The sequence below is a fragment of the Micromonospora sp. KC207 genome (genome assembly GCF_004348615.1).
GTDB lineage: Bacteria > Actinomycetota > Actinomycetes > Mycobacteriales > Micromonosporaceae > Micromonospora.
The window spans coordinates 1-26,773 of the sequence record NZ_SMKJ01000027.1 but is presented as its reverse complement, the minus strand read 5'-3'; the positions used below and the strand labels follow the sequence as shown (position 1 = coordinate 26,773).

Here is a 26,773-nt window from a genome sequence, read left to right as displayed (position 1 = left end):
GGAAAAGACCGGTGACTTTCGGCAAGCTACCGTGGCGGCCGACGGGCGCCACACCCCTACTAGGCGTCCACTACGCGTCCCCCTATGCCGCGCCGGATCCGGTACCGGCCAACAGCTCCCGGGCCCGTTCGGCCAGGCGCGTTCGGTCGATTTTCCGGTTGCCGTTCAACGGGAACTCGGTCATATGCCGGTAGTGTCGGGGAATCACGCCGTCCGGCAGCAGTCCGCGCAGCCGGCGTACCAGATCCACCACCGGCACGGGGGTGCCGGTGTAGAACGCGAACAGCTCGGTGCTGGCCGGCCCCGGGACGCCGACCGCGACCGCGTCGTACGCGCCGCAGGCCCGCAGCGCGTGCTCCACTTCGGCCAGCTCGACCCGCTGGCCCTGGACCTGCACCTGGAAATCCCGCCGGCCCAGGTAGAGCAGCTGGTCCCCGGCGACCCGTCGGACTCGGTCACCGGTGCGGTAGAAGCGCCGCCCGGCCCGGTGCAGGAACCGGCCCGCCTCGTCGGCCGGGTCGAGGTATCCGGCGGCCAGCTGCGGGCCCGCGACGCACAGCTCGCCCTCCCGGTCGTCCCGCTCGCCGTCGTCGCCGAGTAGGAGCCGGTCGTGGCCTTCGTGCAGGACGCCGATCGGCACCACCCCGTTGACCGCCAGGCGCTCGGAGTCCGCACCGGCCCAGCGGTGCGCGGTGACCGTGATGGTGAGTTCGGTCGGGCCGTACAGATTTTCCAGTGTGGAGTGTGGCGCGGCGCGTTGCCAGTCGGCGGCGTCCCGGCACTGCAACGCCTCGCCGGCGAAGAAGCTCCACCGCAGCCCGGCCAGCGCAGCCGGGCTGAGCCCGCCCATCCGGCGGACCAGGTCGATCGCGCTCGGCGTGGAGAACCAGACGGTGACGCCGGCCCCGGCCAGGAACGCGGGGAGTTCGCGGTACGCCGGCGCGGGCACCGCCACCGCGGTGGCTCCGGCGCCCCAGGCGGAGAACAGGTCGAACAGCGCGCAGTCGAAGTTGAGCTCGAAGGTCTGCGAGAACACGTCCTGCGGGGCGAAGTCGTAGCGCGCGTCCAGCTGCCGGAAGTAGTGCGCAGTGTTCCCGTGGGTGATCCGCACTCCCTTCGGCCGGCCGGTCGATCCCGACGTGAACAGGATGTACGCGACGTCGTCCGGCCGCACCGGCACCGGCCGGTCGAGGGCGCCCGCCGCGGCCGACCCGATCAGCGCCCGGTGCCGGCCCGGGGCCAGATCCGGGGCCAGGACCGCGGTCGGAGACCGCTCGTCGAGCAGCTCCGGCAGCAGCCGGCACCCGGACTCGTCGACGACCAGCGCACCGACCCCGGCCGCGGCCAGCAGTTGCCGGGTACGCGCCGGCGGGAAGTCCGGCCGCAGCGGCACCACGGTGGCCCCGGCGTACAGCGCGGCGAGCGTACCCACGTATCCGGTCACCCCCTTGTCGGCGAGTACCCCCACCGCCCGCGCCCCGGTGCCCGCCAGGGCTCCCGCCCAACGCAGCGCCAGCTCGTGCACCTCCGGGTAGCTGGCGCACCGGTCACCGACCCGGATCGCGGGTTCCCGCCCGGACCGGGCCAGTCCCCGCAGGAACCGGGCGTAGAGCGGCTCGCTGGGCGTTTCGGCCATCTCGACCTCCGTCATGAATAGGGGTTCCGCCGCCCTGCCCCGCCGGTAGCGTCCTGGATCGAGCCGGTCCGGCCGGTCCGGCCGGACCGCCATCGCCGATCGGAGCGACGCATGTGGGACAACCGGTTCGCGGAGTTGCTGCGCGGGCATCTGCCGTTCCTGTCGCCGGACGAACCGCTGGAGCAGGACGCCCGGCTGCGTGACTTCGGCCTCGACTCGCTCGCCACGGTCGAGTTGCTGGCCGAGTTGGAGCGGGAGTACCAGGTGCACTTCGCCGATCAGGCGCTGTCGCTGGAGACCTTCGCCACCCCGGCAATCCTGTGGAAGACGCTGTCCGGACTGACCGGCGCCGCCGGGTGAGTCACCCGGCGACCGCGCTGCGGCGCCGGGGCAGCAGGGCCAGCCTCGGGTTGACCGCCAGCACCTGGAAGTTCCGGGTGGTGGCGGGCACCCGGCCGAAGAGGCTGTCCGGCCCGGCCACGCAGACCGTCCCGACGGACAGCCGGCGCAGCGTCGCCAGCACGGCCGGCCACCGCATCGGGTGGTCGAAGCCGTCCAGCAACATGGCCCGGATCCCCTCTCCGGTGCGTACCACCGACCCGTCCTGGTCGGCCACGACGGCCGTTCGCGGGTCCGCGAACGGCAGGTCACCGAGCACCTCGTCCTCGGCCTTGCGGCGCAGCGCGCCGAAGGCCGCCGAGTGCATCGGCGGGCGCATGGCGTAGAGCGGCAGGCCGCCCGCCCGGCGGACGCCGGCCTCGAACCGCTCGACGGCGCGCTCGCGCAGCGACACCATGGCGAAGTCGTCGTCCAGGTAGCAGGAGATGTCGTACCACTCGCCGCGCGCGCCGAGATCGGTCAGCACCTCGCCCAGCCGCTCCGCCGGGGTCCGCACCACGGAGACGGTCACCACGTCCCGGTGCTCGGTGGCGAAGAACTCGGCCATGCACCGGGCCAGCCGGGCGGTCAGCCAGATCGCCTCGTCGGCCGGCAGCGCCCCGACGAACGCGGTCAGCGGCTTGCCCCCGAAGCTGGGTCCGGCACAGACATCGGCCTGTACCCCGAGTTCGTCCCGGGCCCACTGCGCCAGGGCCAGGCAGCTGACCAGGAAACCGACCTGGGCGTACTCGCTGTAGTCCCCCTCGGCCTCGCTGAACCGATCGATCAGCGAGTAGCCGAGCCGGGCGTCGGCGATCGCGACCAGTCGCCGCGCCGCCGGGTTGGTCACCAGAAAGCGGCCCACGTCGGGGAACCGGGTCGGCCCCATCCCCGGAAACACCATCGCGGTCGCCGTGCGCTCGTCGTCCACTGTGTACGCCCTTCGGCTCTAGCCGCGGAGCCCGTGGAGGAAGTCGACCAGGACGCGGTGGAAGCGCTCCGGCTCCTCCAGGTGCGGCAGGTGACTCGACTCCGGGAAGATCTCCCACCGGACGTCCGGGATGTGCTCCTGGTACGGGCGGACGGTGGTCGGGGTGGCCTCGTCGTACCGGCCGGAGATGACCAGCGTCGGAACCGCGATGTCGGCCAGCCGGTCGATCACCGACCAGTCCCGCAGCGTCCCGGTGACGTGGAACTCGCTCGGCCCGTTCATCACCGAATACACCGTCGGGTCGTTGCTGGTCTCCAGGAACGAGGCCAGGTAGTCCGGCGGCCACGGCACGACCCGACAGACATGCCGGTCGTAGAAGACCCGCATGGCGCGGTGGTACTCGTCGCTGTCGGTGGTCCCGGCGGCCTCGTGCCGGCGCAGCGTGGCGTCCACGTCCGGGGGCAGCGCGGCCCGCAGCACCGCCATCTCCTGACGCCACAGAACGTACGAGGCGGGCGCGTTCGCGATCACCAGGCCGCGAAGCCCCGATGGTCGGCCCGCGGCGTGGCAGGCGGCCAGCATCCCGCCCCAGGACTGCCCGAACAGCACGTAGTTGCCGGCCACGCCGAGCCCGTGCAGCAGGTTGTCCAGCTCGTCGAGGAACAGCCGCGGGGTCCAGAACTCCGCGCCCCGGTCGCTCAGGTGCGTCGAGCCGCCGTTGCCGAGCTGGTCGTAGTGCACCACCGGCCAGCCCGCCGCGGCCAGCGAACACAGGCCGAGCAGGTAGTCGTGGCTGCTACCCGGTCCACCATGGACGGTGACCACGGCCGGAGCCGGGGTGTCCAGCGATCCGGTCACCCGGTACCAGGTGCGGAACTCACGGTAGGGCAGCCAGCCCTTGGCGTCGGGCGCCACAGCCACACGACATCACCTCACCGGAGAAGCCAGAGTCCGCCCGACCGGGCCACCCGGACCTGTCTAGCCGGGGCGTCGACCGGCCCACCAGCCCCTATGGGGTCGGCCGGTCGACGCCCCCTAACCCGGCCGCGCACTGGCCCGGACCCGGCCGGAGCGTGGTTACGCTGGCCGCCGTGCGAGTCATGTTGATGGTCTTCCCGACCAGGACGCATATCTACGGCGTCGCGCCGATCGGCTGGGCGCTGCGGGCGGCGGGGCACGAGGTGCGCTTCGTGGTGCAGCACAACCCGGCCGAGGTCGAGCCGTTCCTGGAGACCGGCCTGGACACCATGTGGTTCGGGGACGACTTCGACCTGGCCCGGCACCGGCGCGCGGCCCGGGGGCTGGACAGCGAGGGCGGCATGGACTCGGCGTACAAAATCTCCGAGAGCCGGCCGGAGAAGTACACCGACGACTACATCCGCACCGTCTACGACATGTGGGCCTGGGCCCTCCACTGGGCGGCACCCGAGTCCTTCCTGGACGATGTGCTGCCCTTTGCCCGATGGTGGCGACCGGACCTGGTGCTCTGGGATCCGATCGTCTACGCCGGGCCGCTGATCGCCCAGGCGGTCGGCGCGGCGAGTATGCGGATGCTGATCGCGGCGGACCAGACCGCCCGGATCTCGTTCCAGTACCGGGACCTGATGCGCCGGGTGGATCCGGCCGGCCGGGAGCCGGACCCGCTGGTGACCTGGATGTCGCAGTGGCTGGACCGGCACGGCTGCGCGTTCGACGAGCGGCTGCGGTTCGGGCACGCCAGCATCGACCCCGGGCCGGCGTGCATCCGGTACGACCTTCCCGTCAACTACGTACCGGTCCGGTTCGCGCCGTTCAACCGGCCGCTGCCGATGCCGGACTGGCTGCTGGAGAAGCCGGCCCGGCCGCGGATCTGCGTGACCCTCGGCGTCTCCGCCCGGCAGGTGCACGGGCAGGAGGAGACCTCGGTGGCCAGCCTGCTCGACGGGCTGGCCGACCTGGACGTCGAGGTGGTCGCCACGCTCAACGCCGAGCAACTGGCCGACGTGCCCCGGCTGCCGGACAACGTCCGCGCGGTCGACTTCGTGCCGCTCAACGAGCTGCTGGCCGGCTGCGCGGCGATCGTGCACCAGGGCGGCGGCGCGACGCTGGGCAACGCGGTGGTCAACGGGGTACCGCAGCTCATCATCCCGGGTACCACCTGGGCCGAGCGGGTCTCCGCGCTGGCCCAGGAGAAGCGCGGTTACGGCCTGTTCCTGGAGCTGGAGGAGGTCACCGCCGAGGCGGTCCGGCACCGGGTGATCCGGCTGCTGGCGGAGCCCTCGTTCCTCGCGTCTGCCCGCGAGGTACAGCAGGAGATGCTGGCCACCCCGGCCATGCACGACATCGTTCCCGAGTTGGAACTCGCCGCGGCTCGGCACCGTGGCGCCTGATCGAGTGGAGACCGCCGTGTTGAGTGTGGTTATTCCCACCTACAACGACGCGCACTGCCTGGAACTCACCCTGCGCTCGCTCGCCGGGCAGACCCTGCCGGCCGAGCTGTTCGAGGTCATCGTGGTCAAGGACGGGCGGCTGAGCGGCTACGAGGGCATCGAGCGGCACGGTCCGGGCCTCGACCTGCGGGTGGAGACCCTTCCGCAGCGCCGGGGGCGGTCCGGCGCCCGGAACGCGGGCATCGCGCTGGCCAGCGGAGCTACGGTGCTGTTCCTGGACAGCGACTGTTACGCCGATCCGCAGTTGCTCGCCCGGCACCACGCGTTCCACACCGAGCGGACCGACCCGCACGTGCTGCTCGGCAACCGGCACGAGATCGACTGGCCACACCTGGCGCTGCTGCTGCGGGACGAGCCGATCCCACCGGACCTGCTCGCCGCGCGGCACCAGGACATCAAGTTCGCCGGCCTGGACCCCGCGGAGATCGCCGGATACATGCAGACCCCGTGGCTGTTCGCCCACTCCAACAACGCCTCCCTGCCCCGGAACCTGCTCACCGCGGTGGGCGGTTTCAACGAGGAGTTCGGCAAGCGCTGGGGCTGGGAGGACCTGGAGCTGTTCTACCGGGTGTACCAGCACCTGGACCGGCACGCCGAGGCGTTCGAATACGACCTCGACGCGGTCTCCTACCACCTCCTTCAGCACCGCGACCAGAACAAGTACTACGAGGAGATGTTCGAGAACAGGCCGGTGCTCCGGCGGTTGCACCCCAACATCGACTGGGAGTTCCAGTCGATGCGGTCGTCGCCCGAGGTGTCCGCGAAGGTCCGCTACTACCGCGCGGTCATCGAGCAGTGCGTCAAGGCCGGTACCGGCCGGCTGGCTCCGGTCTGGCCGTGGCTCGCCCGGAAGCTGCCGTCCACCGGCCAGATCCTGTTGATCGGTACCGGGACCGGCGAGGTGCCGGTTCCCCCGGACGCGTTGACCTTCGACTACCAGGCACCGCCCGGATCGGGCAACTACCACCTGGTCGGGGTCAACATCCCGGCCGGCGGTGGCGCGCTGGACCGGGTGGTCAGTGTGGACTTCTGGCGCTGCCTGCAGTGGTACGACCTGTGCGACTTCCTCCACGAGGCGACCCGGGCAGCCGCGCAGGTGCTGCTGGTGCACACCGCCGGCGCCGAGGTACCGCACGACGCGATGCGCACCCCCGCCGAGATCGACTACCTGCTCCGGGCCCTCGCTCCGGCGTTCCAGGTGACCGTGGACCACGCCGGGTCGGGGATCACCGGGATCACCGTACGCCGGCGGCCGGCAGGCTGACTTCCCGGACCCGCCGCTGCCGCCTACGGGCGATCGCTTGGTCCCGCGACACGTTCGCCAACCGACATACAGTCAATGGCGTCTATAGGATCGCAGGCATGCGTGCGGGCGAAGGCGTGCTTGTCCAAATCCTCGGATCGGTCCGCATCTGGCGCGACGGGCAGGAAATCGGTCTCGGCGCCACCAGCAGGCGGACCGTCCTCGGCATCCTGGCGCTGGCCAACGGGCAATCCGTGCATAAATCCGACATCGCTGATTCGCTCTGGGGCGAGCATCCGCCGGCCAGCGCCGCGAACGTGATCCAGACGCACATCAAGCACCTGCGCCGGCTGCTAGAGCCGCACCGGCCGGCCCGTTCACCGAGCAATATCCTGCCGTCGATGGGCGACGGGTACGCCCTCTGCCTTTCCGACGGCAAGCTGGACCTGGCCCGGTTCCGCAGCCTGGTCGCGACGGCCATGCAGGTCCGCGCCGAGGGCGACGAGCAGCGGGCGGCCGCCCTGCTCGCCGAGGCGCTGAGGCTATGGCACGGCCCGCCACTCGCCGACGTTCCGGCGCTGGCCCGGCACCCCAAGGCGGTCGCGCTGGAGGTGGAGCGGCGCAGCGTGCTGGCCCGGTGCGGTGACATGATGATCAATGTCGGGATGGCCGCGGACGCCCTGCCGTTGCTGGAGGAGGCGGCCGCCGCGCAGCCGCTGGACGAGGACGCGCAGGCCCGGCTGATCCGCGCCTACCACGCAGTCGGGCAGCGCGGCCGGGCGTTCGCCACCTACCACGCCACCCGGCGCCGGCTGGCCGACGAGTTGGGGGTGGATCCCGGCCTGAACCTCGCCTCCACGCACACCGCGCTGCTGACCGACGCCGCCCCGGCCGCACCAGCCCGGCCGCCCGCGGCGCATTCGGTGCCGGCTCAACTGCCCGCGGACATTCGCGACTTCACCGGCCGGGTGAGCGAGCTACGCGAGCTGGACACGCTGCTGGACGAAAACGGCCCAGGTATGCCGATCTGCGTGATCTCCGGTACCGCCGGGGTGGGCAAGACCGCGTTGATTCTGCACTGGGCGCACCGGGCCCGGGCCCGCTTCCCGGACGGCCAGCTCTACGTTGACCTGCGCGGCTACGACCCGAAGCAGCCGGCCTCGGCTGATGACGTGCTGGTCCGGTTCCTGACCGCGCTCGGCGTGCCGGCCGACAGCATCCCGCTCGACCTGGAGGGCCGGGCCGAGCGATACCGCACCGAGATGGCCGACCGGCGGGCACTGGTGGTGCTGGACAACGGCGCCAGCCCCGACCAGATCCGGCCGCTGCTGCCCGGCGCCCCCTCCTGCGCCGTGCTGGTCACCAGCCGCAGTAGCCTGGCCGGCCTGGTCACCCTGCACGGCGCCTACCGGCTCAGCCTGGACCTGCTCACCACCCAGGACGCCACCAGCCTGCTCCGCCGCTTGATCGGTGCCCGGGCGCAATCCGAGGAGCAGGCCACCGCGGTGCTCGCAGAGCAGTGCGCCCGGCTGCCCCTGGCGCTGCGGCTCGCCGCCGAGCTGGCCAGCACCCAGCCGACCACCCGCCTGGCCGATCTGGTGCGGGAGCTGGAGGATCAGCGGCGCCGGCTGCGGCGGCTGGACGCCGGCGGCGACCCCCGAGCCGCGGCCCGGGCGGTCTTCTCCTGGTCGTACCGGCACCTCCCGGACCGGGTGGCGACGGCGTTCCGCCGCGCCGGCATTCACCCCGGCCCCAGCCTGGAGCCCTACGCGATGGCCGCGCTGAACGATGCCGACCTGCCCGCGGCTGACCAGATGTTGGCGCAGCTCACCCGGGCCCACCTGGTCCAGCCGGCCGGCGTCGGGCGGTTCGGCATGCACGACCTGTTGCGCGCGTACGCGGCCGAGCTGGGCGAGGCGGAGGACACCGCGGCCGACCGCGCGCAGGCGACCGGCCGGCTCCTCGACCACTACCTGTTCACCATCATCGTCGCGATGGACCTGCTGCACCCGGGTGACCGGCACCACCGGCCCCAGGTGGCAGATCCGGGAACCCCCGTGCCACCGATGCCGGACCCCGCCCAAGCGCGCGGCTGGTTGGACGCCGAGTTGCCGACGCTGACCGTGATCTGCGGGTACGCCGCCACCCACGACTGGCCGACACACGCGATCCGGTTCTCCACCGCACTCTTCCGCTACCTGGAGTCCGCCCCCTACGCCGACGCGCTCACCATCCACACCCACGCCCTGCACGCCGCCCGCCGGATCGACGACACCGCCGGGCAGGCGCACGCCCTGACCAACATCGGCTCGGTGCACCGGCTCCAGGGCCAGTACCGGCCGGCCATTACCCATCTGGAAAGAGCGCTGGCCCTTCACCGGCAGACCGGGGACGGCTACGGCATCGCGCGTACGTTGTCGCACATGGGCATCGTCTACGAGCGGCTGGGCGACTACCGGCGCTCCGTGCGCTACCAGGAGCAGGCGCTGGCCGCGTACCGCCAGATCGCCGACCGGTACGGCGAGGCCGGCTCGCTGATCAACCTGGGCACCGCGAACGGCCACCTCGGCCGGCACGACTTGTCCAGCGAGAACCTTCAGGACGGGCTGACCATCTTCCACGAGATCGGGGAACGCAGCGGCGAGGCGATCGGCCTGGCCAACCTCGGGGACCTCTACAACCAGCTGGGCCGACACGACGAGGCGGCCGAGCACCTGGAGCGAGCGCTGGTGCTCTTCCGCGAGCTCGGCCACCGCTACGGCGAGGCCACCACACTGGCGAACGCCAGCGCCGCCCAGGTCCAGATCGGCCGGTACGAGCAGGCCCGGGAGAACCTCGAACAGGCCCTGACGATGTACCGCGACCTGGGGCACCGCTACGGCGAGGCGAGCGCGCTGAATGGGCTGGGCGAGCTACTGCACGCCACCGGCCGGCCGCACGAGGCGCTGTACCACCACAACGCCGCGCTGACATTGGCGGTGGAGACCGGCGACCGGGACGAGCAAACCCGCGCCCAGCACGGCATTGACCGCGCCCGGCAGCCGCGGCCCGGCGATCCGGGCTGAGGCCGCTTCAGACCTCCTGGGTCACCGGCCACACCATCGCCTCCGATGTCGTGAAGCGTAGAGAACTCCACGATCAGCGGTCTCACCCGCTTCTTTCGCCTCAACACAGGCCGAGCATCCCGCAGATTCCCTGATCAGGGCCCTACTGCCCGACTACGCAAAGGCCCTGTTCTTTCGGGTAGGCGGCATACGCCCTCCGCGCATATTCAGCAGCGCCCGCTCGCTGAACGAGAAGAACTTACCCCTGAGGGCTATTCCAAGCGCGGTTCTTCGAGATGTCTGCGTATTCGGCGCCAGCAACCGCCCGCCAGAGATAGATGTGGCCAGGCTTCGTGTGTCACCTTGGTTGTGCACAAGCACCCGGTGGGTTGCCGACGAGCAAACGGAGACTGCTGGGGCGCGGCGACGCCGGCCGACGACGCCCGCTGCGGGAGACGGCCGAGTGCCGCATCGGCGTGGTGGTCGCCGGCAGCGACCCGTTCTGGACCCCCGGCCGGGCACGAACCGCGCCCAGGTCACCGTCGACCTCTCGGCCAACACCATCCAGTTCCCGGTTGTCGGTGGCGCCGCCGCCCTCGGCTTCTGACCGGCTCTCGGCCGGCCGTGCGGGACAGCGCGCGGCCGGCCGGGTCGGTATCGTCGCGGCCCATGATCTCGGCCGGGGAATTCTGCGGGGAACTGCGCCGGCGCCGGGTCGGATTCGTCACCGGCGTGCCGTGCTCCTACTTCAACGGGCCGATCGCGCTGCTGGAACGGCAGCCGTCGGGGTACGTCGCCGCCGCGAACGAGGGCGCCGCGCTGGCCATGGCGGCGGGCGCCGAGTTGCGCGGAGTCCGCAGCGCGGTGCTGGTGCAGAACTCCGGGTTCGGCAACCTGGTCAACCCGCTCACCTCGCTGCTCGACGTGTTCGCCGTGCCGGTGCTGGTCTTCATGAGTTTGCGCGGCTGGCCCGATCCGGACGGCGACGAGCCGCAGCACGCCGTCATGGGCCGCACCGGGCACGCCCTGCTCGACGTCCTCGGTGTGCCGCACTGGACGCTGCGGCCCACGGTGGACAGCCTGCGTGACCTGCTAGACCGCGCCGACAACGCCCGCCAGCAGGGCCGGGCGGCGTGGATCCTGGTGCCCAAGGGGTCGGTGGGCGAGGCGCCCGGTGAGCCCGGCCCCGAGCCGGCGTTCCGGCGGCGCGAGGCGCTGGCAGCGCTCCTACCGCACGTCGAGCACGACATCGTCTACGCCACCACCGGGTTCATCAGCCGCGAGCTCAGCGGGCTGGCCGACCGCCCGCTGAACTTCTACGTCGCCGGCTCCATGGGCCACGCCCTCGCCCTCGGACTGGGCACGGCGTTGCACGAGCCGCGCCGGCGGGTGATCGTGCTCGACGGCGACGGCGCCGCGCTCATGCACCTGGGCACCGCGGCGACCGTCGGGGCGTACGCACCGCCGAACCTGCTGCACGTCGTCCTGGACAACCACAGCTACGAGTCGACCGGCGCGCAGCGCACCACGTCGGCGTCGATGCGTTGGACCGATCTCGGCCGCGGGCTCGGCTACCGGACCGTCGCTGAGTGCTCCGACGGCGACGCCGTCCGCGGCACGCTGCGGGCGATCGCGGCGCAGGACGGGCCGCACCTGGTGGTCGTGCACATCGGCGCGGACCGTGCCACCACGCCGCCGCGCGTCACCCGGCTGGGCACGCCGCCGGAGCTCGCGGCACGGTTCCGCGCGGCGGTGGCGGAACCGGACTGATCACGGCTGTCAATACCGGAACATCTTCCTGCAATTGTGGACCTAAATCGTCACGACATCTTCTTCCGCCATTAGCACCGGAGTAGCGTCCCAGAAGTCGGCCCGCTTATCGAGAAACTCGGGGGATGAATGCAGCGAACGACGTATCCATCATTCCGGGAGACACTGGCCGACTCCGGCCTGGTGAAGGTCGCCGGGGTCCATTCCGCGCTAGGTGGACTGCTCGCGCAGGAGGCCGGTTTCCCGGCGCTGTGGGCGTCCAGCTTCGAGATCTCCGCGGTGCGTGGGCTGCCCGACGCCAGCCTGCTCACCATGACCGAGTACCTGCAGGCCGCCGCCGACGTGCAGAAGGTCGCCGGGATTCCGGTGATCGCCGACTGCGACACCGGCTATGGCAACAACATGAACGTGGCCCACATGGTGCACGAGTACGAACGGGCCGGCATCAGCGCGATCTGCATCGAGGACAAGGTCTATCCGAAGATGAACAGCTTCGCCGGCACCAATCAGGAGCTGATCGAAGCGGAGGTCTTCGCCGGCAAGATCGAGGTCGCCCGGCGGGCCCGGTCGGACCTGCGGTCCTATTTGATCGCCCGAACCGAGGCGCTGATCTGCGGCCGGGGCGTGGACGAGGCGATCGCGCGCTGCCACCGGTACGCCGACGCCGGTGCTGACGCCGTGCTCATCCACTCCCGGCAGCCCAGCAACGCCGAGATCCTGGAGTTCCTGGACCGCTGGCAGCGCCGGTTGCCGGTCGTGGTGGTGCCCACCACGTACCCGGACTGGCACGCCGACGACGCGGCGAAGGCCGGCGTGAACGTGGTCATCTACGCCAACCAGGGTTTGCGGGCGATGATCAGCGCGCTGCGCCGGACCTACGGCTCCATCCACGACCTGGGCGCCGCCGACCACCTGACCGCGGACATCGCATCGGTGGGGGACGTCTTCCGGTTGCAACGCCTCGAGGAGTGGCAGCACCTCCAGCCCTGAAACGGCGGTCGACATGAACGGCAGACAGCAACGCCTCTTCATCCTGGGCACGTCACTGGTCCCGCCCATCGCGGTGCTGGCCGCCATGGTCTTCCTGTGGGGCCGGCTGCTCCGCTGGTCCGACGTGCTCGTCTTCGCGATCATGTACGTCATCTGCGCCTTCGGGGTGACGACCGGCTACCACCGCCTGCTCACCCACGGCTCGTTCAAGACGTCGCAGCCGATCCGGCTCGCGCTGACCGTGGCCGGCGCCATGTCGGGACAGGGCCCGCCGATCACCTGGGTGGCCCACCACCGGCGCCACCACCGGGTCGCCGACAAGGAGGGCGACCCGCACAGCCCGCACCTGGGCGACGGCACCGGCCTGCGCGGCGCGCTGAAGAACCTGTGGCACGCCCATCTCGGCTGGCAGCTCGACCCGGAGCTGACCTCCGACCCGATGCGGTACTGCCCGGACCTGGTGCGGGAGCGGGCGATGCGCCGGATCAGCGCCTGGTTCCTGCCCATCGTGCTGGCCGGCGTGCTGCTGCCCGGCCTGCTCGGCCTGCTCATCACCGGCACCGCGACCGGCGCCCTGACCGGGGCGCTGTGGGGCGGGCTGGTCCGGCTCTTCCTGGTCAACCACATGGCGTACGCGGTGAACTCAATTTGCCACTACTTCGGCCGGCGGCGCTTCGCCACCATCGACGAGTCGCGCAACGTCATCTGGCTGGCGCTGCCCTCGTTCGGCGAGGCGTGGCACAACAACCACCACGCGTTCCCCAAGTCGGCCCGGCACGGGCTGCACTGGTGGGAGCTGGACCCGGCCGGCGGCCTGATCCTGCTGCTGGAACGGCTGCACCTGGCCCGGGACGTGGTCCGCGTCGATCCGCGCCGGCTGGCGCTGCGTGAGCGCGGCCTCAGCCTGGTCGGCGAATCCCCGGTCGACTGACATGGAGCTCTGGGAGGCGCTGACCCGCCGGACGGGTCACGGCCGGCTGCGGGCCTGGACCGGGAGCGGCTTCGCCGAGATGACATGGGGCGAGGTCGCCACCGAGGCGGCCGGTGTCGCCGCCGGGCTGCGCCGCGCCGGCGTGCACCCGGGGCGCACCGTGGCCGCGCTGCTGACCAACACCCCGGCCGCGGTGCCCGGCCTGCTGGGCATCTGGCTGGCCGGCGGCACGGTCGCCTCGCTGCCGGTGCCGGCGCCGGGGATGGACCGGCGGGCGTACGCCCGGGACGTCGCGGACCTGGTCGGCCGGCTGGACGCGCCGCTGATACTGGCCGACGAACGGCTGCTGGACCTGCTGCCGGCGGTGCCGCGGTCGCGCTCGTGGCAGTCGCTGCGCGGCGACGGCGGCGGGTGGACCGGCCGGGAGCCGCCCGGTGACGACGAACCCGCGTACATCCAGTTCTCCTCGGGCAGCACCAGCGCGCCCAAGGGCTGCGTGCTCACCGCCCGGGCTATCGCGGCCCAGCTCGAGCTGATCGTGGACTTCACCGGCGGCCGGCCGGGGCACGAGGTGGTGTCGTCCTGGCTGCCGCTCTCGCACGACATGGGCATGTTCGGCTGCCTGCTGGTGAGCTGGGCATACGACTACCACCTGGTGCTGTCCTCACCGGAGCGGTTCACACTCGGGCCGCGCACCTGGTTCGGCGACATGGCCGAGCACGGCGTGACCATGACCGCGGGCACGAACACCGCGCTCTACCTGGCCACCCGGATGCAGCGCTCGGCGCCGCTGCCCGGCCCGTTGCGGCTGAGGACGTGCATCGTGGGCGCCGAGCGGGTGGACGTCACGACCCTGCAGCAGGCGGTGCGGACGTTCGGGCCGCACGGGCTGGCGGCCGACGTCATGCGACCCGCGTACGGGCTGGCCGAGGCGACGCTGGCGGTCACCGCCTGCCGGGCGCGCGCGCCCGCCGTGGTCACCGTGGACGGGCTCGCGCTGGCCGGTGGTGAGCTGGCCGACGTGGCGCCGGACGATCCGGTGGCGGTGCCGGTGGTGTCCACCGGGCCGCCGTGCCGTGGCGTCACGGTGGACGTCGAGGAGCCCGGCCGGCTCTCCCCGATCCGGGTGTCGTCGCCCAGCTTGGCCTCCGGATACTTCGCCGACGAGGAGCGCACCCGGGCGACGTTCACCCCGGACGGGCTGCGCACCGGCGACCTCGGGTTCCTGCGCGACGGCGAGCTGTACGTGGTGGGCCGCGGCGACGACGTGCTCACCGTCGCCGGCCGCAACGTGCACGCCCACGAGATCGAGGCCCGCATCGACGACCACCCGGCGGTGCGCAAGGGCTGCGTCGTGCTGCTCGACGTCCCGGCGGACGGGTATCGCGAGCTGGTCGTGCTCGCCGAGCTGCGCCGCCGCGACGCCGACCACCGCGCCTTCGCCGAGCAGGCCGCCCGGGTCGTGCTGACCCGGGCCGGGGTGACGCTCGACCGGTGCGTGTTCGTACCCAAGGGCACGCTGCCCAAGACCCCGAGCGGCAAGATCCAGCGGTTCCGCTGCCGCCAGCTCCTGCACCAGCACGCCCTGGAGCCGCTGGCCCACGTCGTGCTCTCCGACTGACCCTCTTCCCGGAAAGGCCCCGCCATGATCATCACGTTCGACGAGATATCCGCCCGGATCCGCAAGGCGGCCCGCCGCCGGGGCGGCGACCTGGTCCTCACCGCGGACTCGGATCTGTCCGAGCTGGGACTGTCCAGCCTGGAGATCGCCGATCTGGTGTACGGCCTGGAGGATAGCCTGGACATCGTGCTCGACCCGGCGCAGGCCGCCAACGTGCGCACGGTCGGCGACCTGGTGGCGCTGGCCAACGCGGCGGCGGAGCAGCGGGCATGAGCACGGCCGCGTACGCCGGCGCCTCCCCCGCGGCGATCGGGCACCACTACGACCTGTCCAACGACTTCTACGCGCTGTGGCTGGGCGAGTCGATGGTCTACAGCTGTGCCCGATGGGCCGACGCGGCCGGAGACGGCCTCACCCGGGCACAGACGCGCAAGCTCGACTACTTCGTCGAGCAGACCCGGGCGGCCGGCACCCGCCGGGTGCTCGACGTCGGCTGCGGATGGGGCACGCTCGTCCGGCACCTGGTGGACCGGCACGGCGTGGCGCGGGCGACCGGGCTGACCCTGAGCCCGGCCCAGGCCCGGTGGTGCCAGCAGCACCCGGCGCCGCGCACCGACGTCCGGGTGGAGAACTGGGCCACGCACGAGCCGGGCGAGCGGTACGACGCGATCATCTCGCTGGGCGCCTTCGAGCACTTCGCCCGGTACGGCATGACCCCCGCGGAGCGGCTCACCGCGTACCGCGCGTTCTTCGAGCGCTGCCGCGGCTGGCTGCCCGCTGGTGGCCGGCTCGGCGTGCAGACCAACATCAAGGGCAACAATCAGCGGCTGGACCGCCGGACCGTCCGGGACATGCTGTTCATCGTCGACTCGATCTTCCCGGAGTCGGTGCTGCCGGCCCTCGACGAGGTGATCGTCGCGGCGGCTGGCCGGTTCGACGTGGTGTCGGTCCGCAACGACCCGGACGACTACGCCCGCACCTGCGCCGCCTGGCTGGACCGGCTCACCGGGCAGCGCGACCGCGCGGTGGAGCTGGTCGGCGAGGACCGGACGGCCGAATACGAGCGGTACCTGTCGTCGACCGTCCAGCACTTCCGTCGCCGGCACCTCGGGCTGGCCCGGATCGTCTTCGAGGCGGTCTGAGCCCCGGTCAGGCGAACGCCGCGACCAGGCCGGCGTGGTCGGAGGGCCACCGGCCGGACGGCAGCCGGCCGACGCCGAGCAGCGTCACCGCGCCGGCGGTCAGCTCGGTCCCCCGGTGCATCACGTAGTCGAGCCGCTGCCACACGTCCGACGGCCCGGCGATGTCCGCGCGCACCCCGGTGAAGCCGTCCGCGTCCCCGTTCGCCTCGGTCCACGCGTCCCGGAAACCGTGCTTGCGCAGCAGGCGGTACGGCTCGTCGTCGGGGACGGCGTTGAAGTCGCCCAGCACGATCGCCGGGACCCCGGCCGCGTCCAGCACGTCGATCAGTTCGCCGACCTGGGCCAGCCGGATGTCCGGGTCGAACGCCTCGAAGTGGGTGGAGACCACCCGCAGCGGACGGTCCCCGACCCGGACGTCAGCCCAGGCGAAGCCGCGGGTCTTGATCGCCACCAGACCGGATGGCACCGGCATCTCGATCCGGGTCCGGTAGATCTGCTCACCGGCCGCGCCGACCGAAAGGTCGGCGCGCACGAGCAGCGCCACCCGGTCGGTCACTCCGGCGACGTCACCGTCGGTGTGCGCGGCCAGCGGGGTGGTGATCGCGGTCGCCGCGGTCCGGTACGGCGCCCCGGCCGCGGCCAGCTCGGTCCGCAGGATCTCCAGGAAGTCGTACACCCGGTCGCCGCACCGCCAGTAAGCCACCTCCTGGATGCCGACCAGCTCCGGCCGGTGCGCGGCCAGCTCGCCGGCGATCGCCGCAGCCCGCTCCGGGAACCCGGACGCCTCCATCGTGGCAAACGCCCGCCGCAGCTCGACGGCCATCGCGGGCAGCGAAGGCGCGGCGTACGCCGGGATGGTCCCGGCGCCCTGGTAGAGGTTGTAGGTGGCGACGCTGAGTCCGGTGGTCATGTCAGGCTCCGTCCTGGGCGGTGCGCGGGCGGTCGAGGCTGGTGAGCAGATCGGCGTGCAGCTCCATCCACACGCCGTGGTAGCTGCCCTGGCGGACGCCGGTCAGCGCGTCGGGGTCGCCGCCGGTGAACCGGCGCAGAGCGGTGTCCAACCGGCGCCGGTACGCGGCGAACCGGGGCTGGACGACGGCGCAGGCGTCGATGACCGGTCGCACCCGGTCGTGCACCCCGGTCAGCCGGTCGGTGAGCTCGGCGGTGACGTCCGGCCGCGTCCGCTGCCACTCGGTGCACACCTGCTTGAAGTCGGCGTTCACCGCGACGAAGTCCCGGTGCACCGTGTCCGGCGGACGGGACGTGGGGTCCGCCCGGACGAGCCGGACCAGCTGGGCGCGGCCCTCGGCGGTCGGGGTCCAGCCGGCCAGCCGGCCGGTGCGGCACCGGATCAGCCCGGCCGCGGCGAGGTCGGCCAGCACGCCCTCGGCGTCGGCGACCGGCACGTCGGCCGCGTCGGCGACCGCGCTGGTCTCCGCGATGCCCTTGACCACCACGGTCTGCAACAGGTCCCTACGCATGGATGCTCCGTCCGGCGGTGGCCCAGCCGTCCAGCAGCCGGCGCAGGTGGTCGTCGGTGTCGTTGCCGGCGTCGGCGGTGGTCGCGGGCCGGCCGGCGGTGACCGTCCCGGCGGCGCCGTCGATGCTGATCTCGGTGCCCTCGGCCAGCTCGCGGCCGCCCATCCGCACCCGCCGGGCGGTCAGGTCGATCTCCAGCCCCGTGGCGCCGCACACGCACGGGACGCCCAGCTCCCGGGCGACCACCGCGGCGTGGCTGGTGACCCCGCCGGCCGCGGTCAGCACGCCGGCCGCCAGCAGCATCGCCGGGAGGTCCGCCGCCTCGGTGAACGGACGGACCAGGATGACCGGCTCGCCCCGGCCGGTGAGCTGCTCGACGGCGGTCGCGTCCAGCGCGATGCGGCCGGTCGCGGCGCCCGGTGACCCGGCCAGGCCACGGCAGAGCACCCGGTCAGCCGGCGTCGCGGCGATCGTGCGCCACGCGCCGGCCCCCTCGTGGCCGGCCGCGCGGCGGGCCGCCTCGGCGCGGTTGATCCGCCCCTCGTGGGCCAGGTCGACCGCGATCCGCCGGGCCGCCCGCGGGGTGCGCTTGCCCGGGCGTACCTGAAGCAGCCACAGCACGCCGCGTTCCACGGTGAACTCGATCTCGCACATGTCGGTCAGCTCGCGTTCGAGCCGGTCGGCCGCCGCGGTCAGCTCGGCGTACCGGCCGGGTGCGGTCCGGGCCAGGGCGCCCAGCGGCTCCGGCGTCCGGACGCCGTCGACCAGGTCGGGGCCGCGGGCGGCGGCCAGGTACTCCCCGGTGGGGCCCGGCGCCCCGGTCGCCGGGTCGCGGGTGAACAGCACGCCGGTGCCGGACAGGCCGGCGGCACGCCCGTCCACCATGGCCTGCACCACCACGGCGGTGCCGGAGGCGTCGTCGAGGCCGCGCCTGCGGCGGTAGGCGACGGCACGCTCGCTGCCCCAGGAGCGCAGCACCGCCCCGATCGCCGCGTCCAGGTCGTGCCACGCCTGCTCTCCGCCGGAGCGGCCGACGTCGAGGACGGTGTCGAGCATGCCGGGCATGGACTCCGGCGCGCCGGAGCGCACCGAGACGGTGAGCGGGTCCGGGCCCGCGCCGAAGCCGCGCCCGGCGCGCCGGGCCAACTCCTCGACCTCGGCCCGGACAGGCGCGCGCAGCGCCGGGGACAGCCGGCCGGCGCGGTGGCCGCGTACCGCCGCGGTGGTCAGCACGAAGCCCGGTGGCACCGGCAGCCCGAGGCGGGCCATCCGGACCAGCCCGGCGCCCTTGCCGCCGAGCAGCGCCGGGTCTGGCGCAGATCCGAGAACCGGTCCGGGACCGTCCGGGAACCGGTGCAGCGGCGCGGTCACCGCGCCCCGATCAGGCGGGTGACCAGCCGGTACAGGTCGGCGACGGTCTCGGTGCGGGTGGCCTCGTCGGTGTCAACCAGCTCGATGCCGTAGTGCTGTTCCACCACCAGCAGCATCTCGATCGCGGCCAGCGAGTCCAGGCCCAGCCCGTGGGCGAGCGAGTCGTCCATCCGGATGCTGCGCCGCATGCGCTTGGCCTGGAGGTAGGCGTCCTCCAGCACGGTCAGGAACTCGCCGGCGCCCGGCGCGCGTGACTCAACCTGCGGGTTCGACATGCACGTCCCCACTTCTCCCATCGATGGTGATCATGTCCCCGGTCCGGAGCGCGGCGGCGTCCGCGTAGCCGACGACCGCCGGGATACGGTGCTCGCGGGCCAGGATCGCGATGTGCGACATCTCGCTGCCGCGCTCGGTCAGCACCCCGTCGACGAACCCGAGCAGCGGCGCCACGTCCGCGTCCGCGGAGGCGCAGACCAGCACGCACGGGCCGTCCTCCGGCGGGTCGTCGGCGGAGGTGACGACCACCCCGGTGACCCGGCCGGGTGAGACCCCGCGGGCCAGCCGGCGGGCCTCGGCGCCCCAGGGCACACCGACCGCGCCGGTGAGATCGAGGTGCTCGGGCATCGGCGCGTCCACCGCCCGCAGGCACTCCTCGCGGCGCTGCTCGGCGTGCTCGAGCAGACCCGGCTCGCGGTGCGCCCGCCGGAACTCCTCGATGGTCAGGTACGGCCAGCGGCCCCCGGGCAGGCGCCACGCGGCGGCCAGCTCCGGCAGGATCCGCCGGTGCAGGTGCAGCAGGCGCATGACCACCGACTTGGAGTGCTCCCGGGCGGCCATCATGTCGCCGATCATTCGCGCCGTGCCCTGCACCAGCCGACGCCGGACCGGCGGCAGCATGCCCCACAGCGCCTCGTCCAGCTCCAGCACGCCGTCCGGGCGGGCCCCGGCGCCGGTCGCCGGGGACGAGTGCCGCACCACGAACCGCTGCCACGGGTCGTCCGCGTCGGCCACCTCGTAGAACGACGAGCCGAGGAACTCGCCGGGCGCGAAGTCGCCGGGCGTGCCGACGGCGTCGTACATCCGACTCCAGACCAGCTCGCGGGGCCGGTTCAGCCACGCCTCGACGCCGCCCGCCCCGGGCACCCGCCGGTGCAGCTCGCGCTGCGCGACGGTCATCGGCACGACGCAGCTCGTGGTGACGATGTGCGCGGCCCACCCGTCGGCCAGCATCGGCTCGGCGCGCAGCAGCACCTCGTACATGCCCGCCTCGCTGCCCCGGCCGACCGCCCGGCGGGCCAGGTCCTCCAGGACCGTGACCTCCTCCTCCAGGCGGTTGATCGTCTGGTTGAGCCGGCCCCAGACGCGCAGCATCCGGGGGATCGCCGCGTACCGACGCATCGCGCCCTCCCGGCCGTGCGAGCGCACCGGCGGCGGCTCCACGCCCTCGAAGTACGCCTCGGTGACGTCGCGCGGGCTGACCCGCGGGAACTGGCCGGCGAGGTGGGAGTAGGCGGAGAGGTTGTGGTACGGCCGGCAGCCGAAGTAGCCGAGGAAGACGTAGTGGCTGCCCTCGGCCCACGGCACCGTGCCCCACACCTGGCGGACCAGGCGGCGGGTGCCCCGCTCCATCGGGGTGCCCACCAGCGACCACGACATCGGGGACAGCCGTTGTGGGGCGACCTCGCCGAGGTTGCCGGCCGAGTAGATCCGGAAGTCCGGGTGCGGGTCGACGTCGATCGCGGGGAAGCCGGTTCTCATCGCATCCCTCCGGTCAGCCGGGAGCTGTGGTGGGTGAGCGCCTCACCGGTGGCCTCCAGATATCCGGGCGGGCAGGCCGGCGCGCCGCCGGGCAGCTCGGCCAGCACGCCGCGGTCCACGTCGAACCAGGGCTCGGTGTAGTCCAGCAGCGGCCGGGGCAGCCCCACCCGCGGCCCCAGCCAGCGCTGCGCGACCCTGACCGGGCCGGCGTCGACGATCCGGGGCAGCCGCCGCCAGGGCCGGCAGACCCCGGTGAACACCTCGGCGACCGACGGCTCGGCCGGGTCGAACCAGGTCCAGGTGCGCCCGGTGGCGGGCTCCCGCACGGCCCGCACGACCAGCTCCGCCGCCGTGGTCACCTCACCGGCGTACGACGGGAAGTCGCCGCGCCGCGCCAGGTGCACCGGGTAGCCCTGCAACAGGCAGGGCACCGCGGCCAGCAGACCGGCCCGGCCGTCCAGCCCGGGGCGGGTACGGCCGCAGCCGAGCAGCGGGCCGAAGCGCAGCACGGTCGACGGCACGTCGGTGGCCTCGCGGACCAGCGTCTCGGCGTAGTATTTGCCGTACTCGTACCAGTTGCGGAAGGTTTGGCCGACATAGAGTTCGCGGTTGCCCACCCGGCCGTCGGCCCGGCCGAACACCAGCAGGGACGAGACGTGCACCAGCCCGGCCAGGGCCCCGGCCTGCCGGGCGAACGCCAGCACGTTGCGGACGCCCGCGGCGTGCAGGTTCACCGCGTCGTCCGGGCCGGCGCCCCAGTCGACGCTGCCGAACGCGCTGACCACGTGGGTGGTCTCGGCCAGCAGCATCGCCCAGTCGCGCTCGGCGAGACCGAAGCGGTGCCGGGACACGTCCCCGGCGAGTCCCTTGCCGGCCGGCGCAGCCCCGGTCCGGGACAACGCCACGACCTGCTCGCCGGCCGCCTCCAGCGCGGCGCACACCTCCGCGCCGAGGTATCCGGACCCACCTGCCACCAGCACCGTCATCCGGGGAACCTCGCCATCGATCCGTTGCCGGCCGGGTCGTCCCGCAGGTTGGGCGCGGCGCCGAAGATGAGGCGGGCCAGCACGTCCACGCCCACCGCGGGCAGGTCCTCGCCGAGCAGGTCGGCCAGCACCGGCCGGCTGAACACCCGGTCCAGGCCGATGTAGCGCAGCCCGATCAGGGCGTTGCGCGCCGACGGGCCGAGGGGCAGCACCCGCTCGGCGTTGAGCGAGCTCCACAGCAGCGCCCGCGCGCCGACGGTCACCAGGCGCGGCTCACCGCGGTGCCGCTGCGCCCCGGCGGTCCGGGCCGCCGCCAGCAGCCCGCGCAGGCTGGGCGCGGTCTCGCCCAGGCCGGCGTGGCAGATTACCGGCCCGGACGGCGGGCGGCGCACGACCGCGCGCACCAGCCGTAGCAGCGTGCCGGCGGCCACGTCGCGGGGCAGCGCGTCGACCCTGGCGTCGCGCATCGCCGGGAGCACGTTGCCAGGCAGGTCGCTCCACCGGTCGGCCAGCAGGTAGAGCGAGTTGCGGCGCAGCGTCCGGCCGGTCCCCGAGTCGCCGACCAGGGCGGGCATCCGGGCGATCAGCACCGGCGCCGGGCCGCCCGGGTCGGCCGCGGCGCTGAGCAGCCGCTGCTCTGCCAGCCACTTCGAGCGTTCGTACGCGGTGCGGTCGCCGGCCGGCGGGACGGGCCGCTCGGCGATCTCCCCCACCGCGCCGCCGGCCACGTAGACCGATCCGGCGTGCACGTACGGAATGACGCGGCCGCCCCGCCCGGCGAGTTCCCGGGTGAGCTGGTGGCCGTGCGCCGCGCCGAGGGCGTTGACCGCGTACAAATCGCGGGAACTCGCCACCCAGTTCGTCTCGGCGGCCAGGTTGACCACGGCGTCCACCCCGGTCAGCGCTGCGGGGTCCAGGCCCCACATCGGCCGGCGGACGTCCCCGACGACCACCTCCTCGGCCTCGCCGGGGCCGAGCGCGCGGGGCGAGCCGGGACGCCGGACGGCGACCAGCCGGAGATCGTGGTCGTCCGCGGCCAGCGCCCGCAGCCCGGCGCCGAGCTGACCGGTCAGGCCGGCCACGAGAAGCCTCACGGGGTCACCGCCACGTCCGCGTCGTACGCCGCGAAGTCCGGGGTCAGCCCGCCGGCCACCAGCTCCCACATCACCTCGTCGCTGCCGCCGCCCAGCCGGGCCATGCGCACGTCGCGGTACATCCGGGCGAGCGGTGTCTCGTCCTCCAGGTAGCCCATCCCGCCGAACATGTGCATGCACTCGCCGACCACCTCCTCGGCGAAGCGGGCGGCGGTGACCTTGAAGGCGGCGATCTCCCGGGCGCCGAGCGCGGGTGTGCCGGGCGCGCCGGCCGCGGCGCCGTAGACGCCGTGCCGCAGCACGGTGAGCCGGGCGGCGAGATCGGCCAGCCGCAGCCGTAACGCCTGGTGCTCCAGCAACGGCCGGCCGAACTGGGTACGGCGGTGCAGGTGCGCGGTGGCCAGCTCGATCGCGCGCAGGCTGAGCCCGGCGAGCTGGGCCGCCGCGGCGAACCGCTCGAACGTCAGGGCATGGGTGGCGACCACCAGGCCCAGTCCGGGCCGGCCGAGCAGCGCGGTGGCCGGCACCGACGCGTCGATGCCGATCCAGGCGGTGCTCAGCGACGACAGGCCCAGCCGGCGCAACGGCTTGATCACCCGCATGCCGGAGGCCGGCACGCAGAACAGCCCCAGCTGCGGCGGCGCCGGGTGCTCCTCGGTGGCGGTGCGCGCCAGGACCAGGGCGAAGTCGGCGACCGGGCCGAGCGAGACGAACTTCTTCTCGCCGCGGATCCGCCAGCCGCCGCCCTCACGGCGCGCGGTGGTCCGCACGCCGGACAGGTCGGAGCCGCCGGTCGGCTCGGACGCCGCGATGCAGCCCAGCTGACGGCCGTCGAGGACCTGCTCCAGGATGTCGTCGAGCTGCGGGTTGCCGCCGTGCCGGCGCAGCGCGGCGACGATCGGCTCCATCGCCAGGGTGCAGCCGATCGCCACCCCGCCGGCACCGGAACGAGCCAGCTCCTCGGCGAGGATGACGCTGCGGACCGGGTCGCCGCCCGGTCCACCCTGCCAGCGCTGCCGGACGAGACCGGCCGCGCCGAGGGCGGCGAACGCCGCGCGGGGGAAGGTGCCGCTGAGCTCGGCCTCGGCGAACAGCGGCACGATCCGCTCGCGGATCACCGTGCGGGCGTGCTCGCGGAAGTCGCTGAGCTCCTGCGTCGTGCTCATCGGACCGCCTCCGCCGCGGCGCCGCTGTCGGCCAGCACGTCGCCGGTCAGCTCGCCGGCCAGCACCCGGGTCCACATCAGCCGGCGGCGCGGTTTGCCGCTGGAGGTGAACACGAGCGTGGACGGCGGCACCTGCACCACCCGGACGGTGACGTCCGGCCCGACGATGCTGGTGACCCGGTCCAGCACCTCGTGCTGCCGGCCGCCGAGGCCGGACTCGGTGGCGATCAGCACGGTCGCCTCGGTGCCCAGGTACCCGGCCAGCACCACGGTGCGCCGCCACGGGAACACGATGTCCTCGGCGAGCACCTGCTCGATGTCCTCGACGTAGAGGTTGCGCCCCCGCACCTGCATGCTGTCGCCGATGCGGCCGAGGACGTACACGTCGCCGCGGTACCGGAACCCGGCGTCCGCGGTGCGCAGCCGCCCGCCGGTGAACCGGGTCGACCCGTCCGGCGCAGCGCCGAGGTAGCCGAGCGCCACGCTCGGCCCGGACACCTCGATCTCCCCGAGGTGACCCTCGGGGAGCGGCACGCCGTCGGCGTCCAGCACGTCCACCGCCACCCCGGCCAGCGGGGGCCCGCAACTGACGTGCCACACGTGCTCCGCCGGCTCGGCCGCCGTCCCGTCCAGCTCGGCCTCGTCGAGGACCTCCACTGGCTGGCCGAGCCGGACCGGGCCGGGCCGCACGGCCACCATCAGCACCGGCCGGCCGTACGGCACGCCGGTCACGCCGAGGGTGGCCTCGGCCAGGCCGTAGCCCGGCTGCATCGCCGAGGGGCGCAGCCCGCACGGGGCGAGCAGACCGAGGAATCCGTCGAGCGTCTCCCGGCGCACCCGTTCCGAGCCGGTCACCACCACGTCCACCCCGGACAGGTCGAGACCGGCCACGTGCGCCGGGCGTAGCCGGCGAGCCAGGTAATCAAAGCCGAAGTTGGGCATCGCCATCACCTGGCCGCCGCCATCGTGGTACTGCCGCAGCCAGGACAGCGGCGACCGGATGAACTGCTCGGGACGCATCAGCCCCTGGTCGGCCTGGGCCAAGACCGGGGCGAGCAGCCCGCCGATCAGCCCCATGTCGTGGTGCAGCGGCAGCCAGGACACGCCGAGCGAGGCGCCCATCCGGATCCAGTCGCGGATCATGGCGATGTTGGTCTCGAGGTTGTCCCAGCCGATCCGGGTCGCCCGGCTGGCGCCGCGGGAGCCGGAGGTGAACTGGAGCAGGGCCAGCGACGCGGGGTCCCGGCGGGGCGCCGGCCGGTCGAGCCCGTCGTCCGGGCCCGGCGTGACGATCCGGCAGGGCCGGCCGGCCCGGCCGGCCGCGGCCCGCAGGTCCGCGGCGAACCGCTCGTCGCAGACCGCGGTGGTGGCGCCCGCCGCGACGGCCCGGGCCACATGGTCCAGCCAGGACTCCCGGTCGGCGAAGGGCACCGCGGGCGAGAGCGGCGCGGGGGTGCCGCCGGCGTGCAGGACGCCGAAGAACGAGCTCACGAAGTCCGGGCCAGTGTCGTGCATCAGCGCGACCAGCTCGCCGGGGGCCAGCCCGGACAGCTCGGCGGCGCGTCCGCGCACCCGCCGGGCCAGCTCCGGGTAGGGCACCCGGTCGGCGCTGCCGTCCGCCCGCAGGAAGCGCAGCCCCCGGTCCGGGCGCGGATCGGCCAGCCAGTCGAGCAGCCCGGCCCGGGCGCCGGGGCTAGTCATGCGGGGCCACCGGCACCGGACCGGCCAGCGACCGGCGGATCGCGCCGCTGACCAGGCGCGCCCGGTAGACCCGGTATCCGCCGCGCAGGCAGGCGTAGAGCACCGCGCCGCAGACGAGCCCGGCGACCGGGTGGAACACGGCGACGACTGAGCTGTGCTTGACGTACTCGCCGAGCTTCCAGAGCCGCTGGTCGGCGAGGCGCTGGACGCGGTCGCGCCCGGGCTCGGCGAAGTTGCGCAGCAGCCGCGAATAGCAGAGCAGGTGGATCACCGCGCCGGCGGCGGCGAACCCGAGCCCCCACCAGCCGGGCCGGGCGACCGCGAGCACGGCCACCGGGACCAGCGCGGCGAAGCCGGCCAGGGCGGCGACCCGGAACGCGCCCGGGGCGCCGATGCGCACCGCGAGCGTCCGGTTGCCGGCCGCCGGGTCCTTCTCCACGTCGCGCAGCGCGGCCAGCACGTTGTTGGAGACGCTGGCCAGCAACAGGTACGTCAGCACCAGCAGCGCCTCGCCGACCGGCCCACCGCCGGCCACCACCCACGCCACGGCGGCTGGCACGCTCTGCGGCAGCGCCACGGTCAGCGAACCCCAGATGCCGTAGTCCTTGACCTTGGAGTATGCCGCGGACAGCACGATGCCGGCCAGCAGCAGCACGGCACCGGTCAGCAGCCGCCCGGTGGTGCGGGCGGCGAGCACCAGCCCGACGGCCGCGACCAACACCCCGGCGCCGGCCGCCAGCCACGCCTGCCGCAGTGTCAGCAACCCGCTGGGCAGCGGCAGGTAGGGCGCGGTGACCGCGTCGCCGTCCGCGTCCAGGATGTCGTTGACCACGAACATCGCGCCGTTGAGCGCGACCACCGCGACCACCAGCGCGATCATCCGCGGCCATCCGAGCAGCTGCGGATCGGCCGCGATCCAGCCGATCAGCGCGGCCCACGTGGCCAGGTTGGACAGGAAGGTCCGCGACATCCACCAGGCCGCCTCGACCCGCAACAGCGCGTGCCGTACCCCCATGTCAGCTTCCTCGTCTCGTGGTCGCCGCCCGGGGCAGGACGACCGTCTTCACCGTGCTCATCTCGGCCATCGAATAGGCGATGCCCTCC

The 26,773-nt window shown here is 73.4% G+C and carries 24 protein-coding genes; 11 read left to right on the top strand and 13 right to left on the bottom strand.

The genetic code is table 11. The annotated features are described in order from the left end of the window. Positions 1–82: 82 nt before the first annotated feature. Positions 83–1,636, bottom strand: coding sequence for an AMP-binding protein (locus tag E1258_RS05825; RefSeq protein WP_132397507.1), 1,554 nt, complete (start codon positions 1,634–1,636; stop codon positions 83–85). Between the two features lie 111 nt (positions 1,637–1,747). Here E1258_RS05825 and E1258_RS05820 point away from each other — a divergent pair, with 111 nt between their 5' ends. After that, on the top strand, positions 1,748–1,996 hold the full coding sequence (locus E1258_RS05820; protein ID WP_132397505.1) for a phosphopantetheine-binding protein: 249 nt from the start codon (positions 1,748–1,750) through the stop codon (positions 1,994–1,996). 1 nt (position 1,997) lies between these two features. Here the strand turns inward: E1258_RS05820 and E1258_RS05815 are convergent, their stop codons facing one another. Together E1258_RS05815 and E1258_RS05810 are read right to left on the bottom strand one after the other, a co-directional pair. Next, positions 1,998–2,918 (bottom strand): ACP S-malonyltransferase, encoded by a 921-nt coding sequence (locus tag E1258_RS05815; protein WP_132397520.1) that lies wholly within the window; start codon positions 2,916–2,918, stop codon positions 1,998–2,000. Positions 2,919–2,963: 45 nt separating this feature from the next. Beyond that, the gene (locus tag E1258_RS05810) at positions 2,964–3,866 is read right to left on the bottom strand and encodes a proline iminopeptidase-family hydrolase (RefSeq protein WP_132397503.1); all 903 of its coding nucleotides are present in this window, start codon (positions 3,864–3,866) and stop codon (positions 2,964–2,966) included. A 179-nt stretch (positions 3,867–4,045) separates the two neighbouring features. On the opposite strand from E1258_RS05810, the gene E1258_RS05805 reads away from it, so the two are divergent. The 10 genes from E1258_RS05805 (at position 4,046) to E1258_RS05765 (ending at position 16,115) form a co-directional block, all read left to right on the top strand. Continuing rightward, a complete protein-coding gene (locus tag E1258_RS05805; RefSeq protein ID WP_165949657.1) occupies positions 4,046–5,314 on the top strand; it encodes a nucleotide disphospho-sugar-binding domain-containing protein in 1,269 nt (422 codons plus the stop codon). 16 nt (positions 5,315–5,330) lie between these two features. Continuing rightward, on the top strand, positions 5,331–6,638 hold the full coding sequence (locus tag E1258_RS05800) for a glycosyltransferase family 2 protein (RefSeq protein WP_132397499.1): 1,308 nt from the start codon (positions 5,331–5,333) through the stop codon (positions 6,636–6,638). Positions 6,639–6,736: 98 nt separating this feature from the next. Then, positions 6,737–9,682, top strand: a complete 2,946-nt coding sequence (locus tag E1258_RS05795) for a tetratricopeptide repeat protein (protein ID WP_132397497.1) — start codon at positions 6,737–6,739, stop codon at positions 9,680–9,682. Between the two features lie 442 nt (positions 9,683–10,124). After that, positions 10,125–10,268 carry a hypothetical protein gene (locus E1258_RS33100; protein ID WP_165949656.1) on the top strand — a complete coding sequence of 48 codons (144 nt, stop codon included), beginning with the start codon at positions 10,125–10,127 and terminating at the stop codon, positions 10,266–10,268. 62 nt (positions 10,269–10,330) lie between these two features. Then, a complete protein-coding gene (aepY, locus tag E1258_RS05790) occupies positions 10,331–11,431 on the top strand; it encodes a phosphonopyruvate decarboxylase (protein ID WP_132397495.1) in 1,101 nt (366 codons plus the stop codon). A 129-nt stretch (positions 11,432–11,560) separates the two neighbouring features. After that, a complete protein-coding gene (locus tag E1258_RS05785; protein WP_165949655.1) occupies positions 11,561–12,421 on the top strand; it encodes an isocitrate lyase/phosphoenolpyruvate mutase family protein in 861 nt (286 codons plus the stop codon). Positions 12,422–12,434: 13 nt separating this feature from the next. Continuing rightward, on the top strand, positions 12,435–13,352 hold the full coding sequence (locus E1258_RS05780; RefSeq protein WP_132397493.1) for an acyl-CoA desaturase: 918 nt from the start codon (positions 12,435–12,437) through the stop codon (positions 13,350–13,352). Position 13,353: 1 nt separating this feature from the next. Next, entirely contained in the window at positions 13,354–14,973 is a 1,620-nt protein-coding gene (locus E1258_RS05775; RefSeq protein ID WP_132397491.1) for an AMP-binding protein, read from the top strand. 24 nt (positions 14,974–14,997) lie between these two features. Next, on the top strand, positions 14,998–15,246 hold the full coding sequence (locus E1258_RS05770; protein ID WP_007071824.1) for an acyl carrier protein: 249 nt from the start codon (positions 14,998–15,000) through the stop codon (positions 15,244–15,246). Next, a complete protein-coding gene (locus E1258_RS05765; protein ID WP_132397489.1) occupies positions 15,243–16,115 on the top strand; it encodes a cyclopropane-fatty-acyl-phospholipid synthase family protein in 873 nt (290 codons plus the stop codon). The genes E1258_RS05770 and E1258_RS05765 overlap by 4 nt, the downstream gene beginning before the upstream one ends. Before the next feature lie 7 nt (positions 16,116–16,122). Here the strand turns inward: E1258_RS05765 and E1258_RS05760 are convergent, their stop codons facing one another. Genes E1258_RS05760 through E1258_RS05715 form a run of 10 tightly spaced genes read right to left on the bottom strand, consistent with a single transcriptional unit; the run spans position 16,123 to position 26,684 of the window. Further along, complete coding sequence (locus E1258_RS05760) at positions 16,123–17,025, bottom strand: endonuclease/exonuclease/phosphatase family protein (RefSeq protein WP_132397487.1); 903 nt, start codon at positions 17,023–17,025, stop codon at positions 16,123–16,125. A 1-nt stretch (position 17,026) separates the two neighbouring features. Then, on the bottom strand, positions 17,027–17,596 hold the full coding sequence (locus tag E1258_RS05755) for a MarR family transcriptional regulator (protein WP_132397485.1): 570 nt from the start codon (positions 17,594–17,596) through the stop codon (positions 17,027–17,029). Beyond that, positions 17,589–18,965, bottom strand: a complete 1,377-nt coding sequence (locus E1258_RS05750) for a PEP/pyruvate-binding domain-containing protein (RefSeq protein ID WP_132397483.1) — start codon at positions 18,963–18,965, stop codon at positions 17,589–17,591. Before E1258_RS05750 ends, E1258_RS05755 begins: the two co-directional genes overlap by 8 nt. Next, complete coding sequence (locus tag E1258_RS05745) at positions 18,962–19,240, bottom strand: acyl carrier protein (protein WP_165949654.1); 279 nt, start codon at positions 19,238–19,240, stop codon at positions 18,962–18,964. Before E1258_RS05745 ends, E1258_RS05750 begins: the two co-directional genes overlap by 4 nt. Further along, positions 19,221–20,723: a PEP-utilizing enzyme gene (locus E1258_RS05740; RefSeq protein ID WP_132397479.1), complete on the bottom strand. Its 1,503-nt coding sequence runs from the start codon at positions 20,721–20,723 to the stop codon at positions 19,221–19,223. Before E1258_RS05740 ends, E1258_RS05745 begins: the two co-directional genes overlap by 20 nt. Then, complete coding sequence (locus E1258_RS05735) at positions 20,720–21,709, bottom strand: SDR family oxidoreductase (RefSeq protein ID WP_132397477.1); 990 nt, start codon at positions 21,707–21,709, stop codon at positions 20,720–20,722. Before E1258_RS05735 ends, E1258_RS05740 begins: the two co-directional genes overlap by 4 nt. Next, the gene (locus tag E1258_RS33095; RefSeq protein ID WP_165949653.1) at positions 21,706–22,803 is read right to left on the bottom strand and encodes an SDR family oxidoreductase; all 1,098 of its coding nucleotides are present in this window, start codon (positions 22,801–22,803) and stop codon (positions 21,706–21,708) included. The genes E1258_RS05735 and E1258_RS33095 overlap by 4 nt, the downstream gene beginning before the upstream one ends. Then, on the bottom strand, positions 22,800–23,969 hold the full coding sequence (locus E1258_RS05725) for an acyl-CoA dehydrogenase family protein (protein ID WP_132397473.1): 1,170 nt from the start codon (positions 23,967–23,969) through the stop codon (positions 22,800–22,802). Before E1258_RS05725 ends, E1258_RS33095 begins: the two co-directional genes overlap by 4 nt. Next, positions 23,966–25,669: an AMP-binding protein gene (locus tag E1258_RS05720; protein WP_132397471.1), complete on the bottom strand. Its 1,704-nt coding sequence runs from the start codon at positions 25,667–25,669 to the stop codon at positions 23,966–23,968. Before E1258_RS05720 ends, E1258_RS05725 begins: the two co-directional genes overlap by 4 nt. Next, positions 25,662–26,684, bottom strand: coding sequence for a UbiA family prenyltransferase (locus E1258_RS05715; RefSeq protein ID WP_132397469.1), 1,023 nt, complete (start codon positions 26,682–26,684; stop codon positions 25,662–25,664). The genes E1258_RS05720 and E1258_RS05715 overlap by 8 nt, the downstream gene beginning before the upstream one ends. Between the last annotated feature and the right edge of the window lie 89 nt (positions 26,685–26,773).

Coding starts and splice junctions, on each gene's coding strand:
- E1258_RS05825 (WP_132397507.1), bottom strand. CDS start 1,636: ATGGCCGAAACGCCCAGCGAGCCGCTCTACGCCCGGTTCCTGCGGGGA.
- E1258_RS05820 (WP_132397505.1), top strand. CDS start 1,748: ATGTGGGACAACCGGTTCGCGGAGTTGCTGCGCGGGCATCTGCCGTTC.
- E1258_RS05815 (WP_132397520.1), bottom strand. CDS start 2,918: ATGGTGTTTCCGGGGATGGGGCCGACCCGGTTCCCCGACGTGGGCCGC.
- E1258_RS05805 (WP_165949657.1), top strand. CDS start 4,046: ATGTTGATGGTCTTCCCGACCAGGACGCATATCTACGGCGTCGCGCCG.
- E1258_RS05795 (WP_132397497.1), top strand. CDS start 6,737: ATGCGTGCGGGCGAAGGCGTGCTTGTCCAAATCCTCGGATCGGTCCGC.
- aepY (WP_132397495.1), top strand. CDS start 10,331: ATGATCTCGGCCGGGGAATTCTGCGGGGAACTGCGCCGGCGCCGGGTC.
- E1258_RS05785 (WP_165949655.1), top strand. CDS start 11,561: ATGCAGCGAACGACGTATCCATCATTCCGGGAGACACTGGCCGACTCC.
- E1258_RS05780 (WP_132397493.1), top strand. CDS start 12,435: ATGAACGGCAGACAGCAACGCCTCTTCATCCTGGGCACGTCACTGGTC.
- E1258_RS05775 (WP_132397491.1), top strand. CDS start 13,354: ATGGAGCTCTGGGAGGCGCTGACCCGCCGGACGGGTCACGGCCGGCTG.
- E1258_RS05770 (WP_007071824.1), top strand. CDS start 14,998: ATGATCATCACGTTCGACGAGATATCCGCCCGGATCCGCAAGGCGGCC.
- E1258_RS05765 (WP_132397489.1), top strand. CDS start 15,243: ATGAGCACGGCCGCGTACGCCGGCGCCTCCCCCGCGGCGATCGGGCAC.
- E1258_RS05760 (WP_132397487.1), bottom strand. CDS start 17,025: ATGACCACCGGACTCAGCGTCGCCACCTACAACCTCTACCAGGGCGCC.
- E1258_RS05755 (WP_132397485.1), bottom strand. CDS start 17,596: ATGCGTAGGGACCTGTTGCAGACCGTGGTGGTCAAGGGCATCGCGGAG.
- E1258_RS05745 (WP_165949654.1), bottom strand. CDS start 19,240: ATGTCGAACCCGCAGGTTGAGTCACGCGCGCCGGGCGCCGGCGAGTTC.
- E1258_RS05740 (WP_132397479.1), bottom strand. CDS start 20,723: ATGAGAACCGGCTTCCCCGCGATCGACGTCGACCCGCACCCGGACTTC.
- E1258_RS05735 (WP_132397477.1), bottom strand. CDS start 21,709: ATGACGGTGCTGGTGGCAGGTGGGTCCGGATACCTCGGCGCGGAGGTG.
- E1258_RS05725 (WP_132397473.1), bottom strand. CDS start 23,969: ATGAGCACGACGCAGGAGCTCAGCGACTTCCGCGAGCACGCCCGCACG.
- E1258_RS05720 (WP_132397471.1), bottom strand. CDS start 25,669: ATGACTAGCCCCGGCGCCCGGGCCGGGCTGCTCGACTGGCTGGCCGAT.
- E1258_RS05715 (WP_132397469.1), bottom strand. CDS start 26,684: ATGGGGGTACGGCACGCGCTGTTGCGGGTCGAGGCGGCCTGGTGGATG.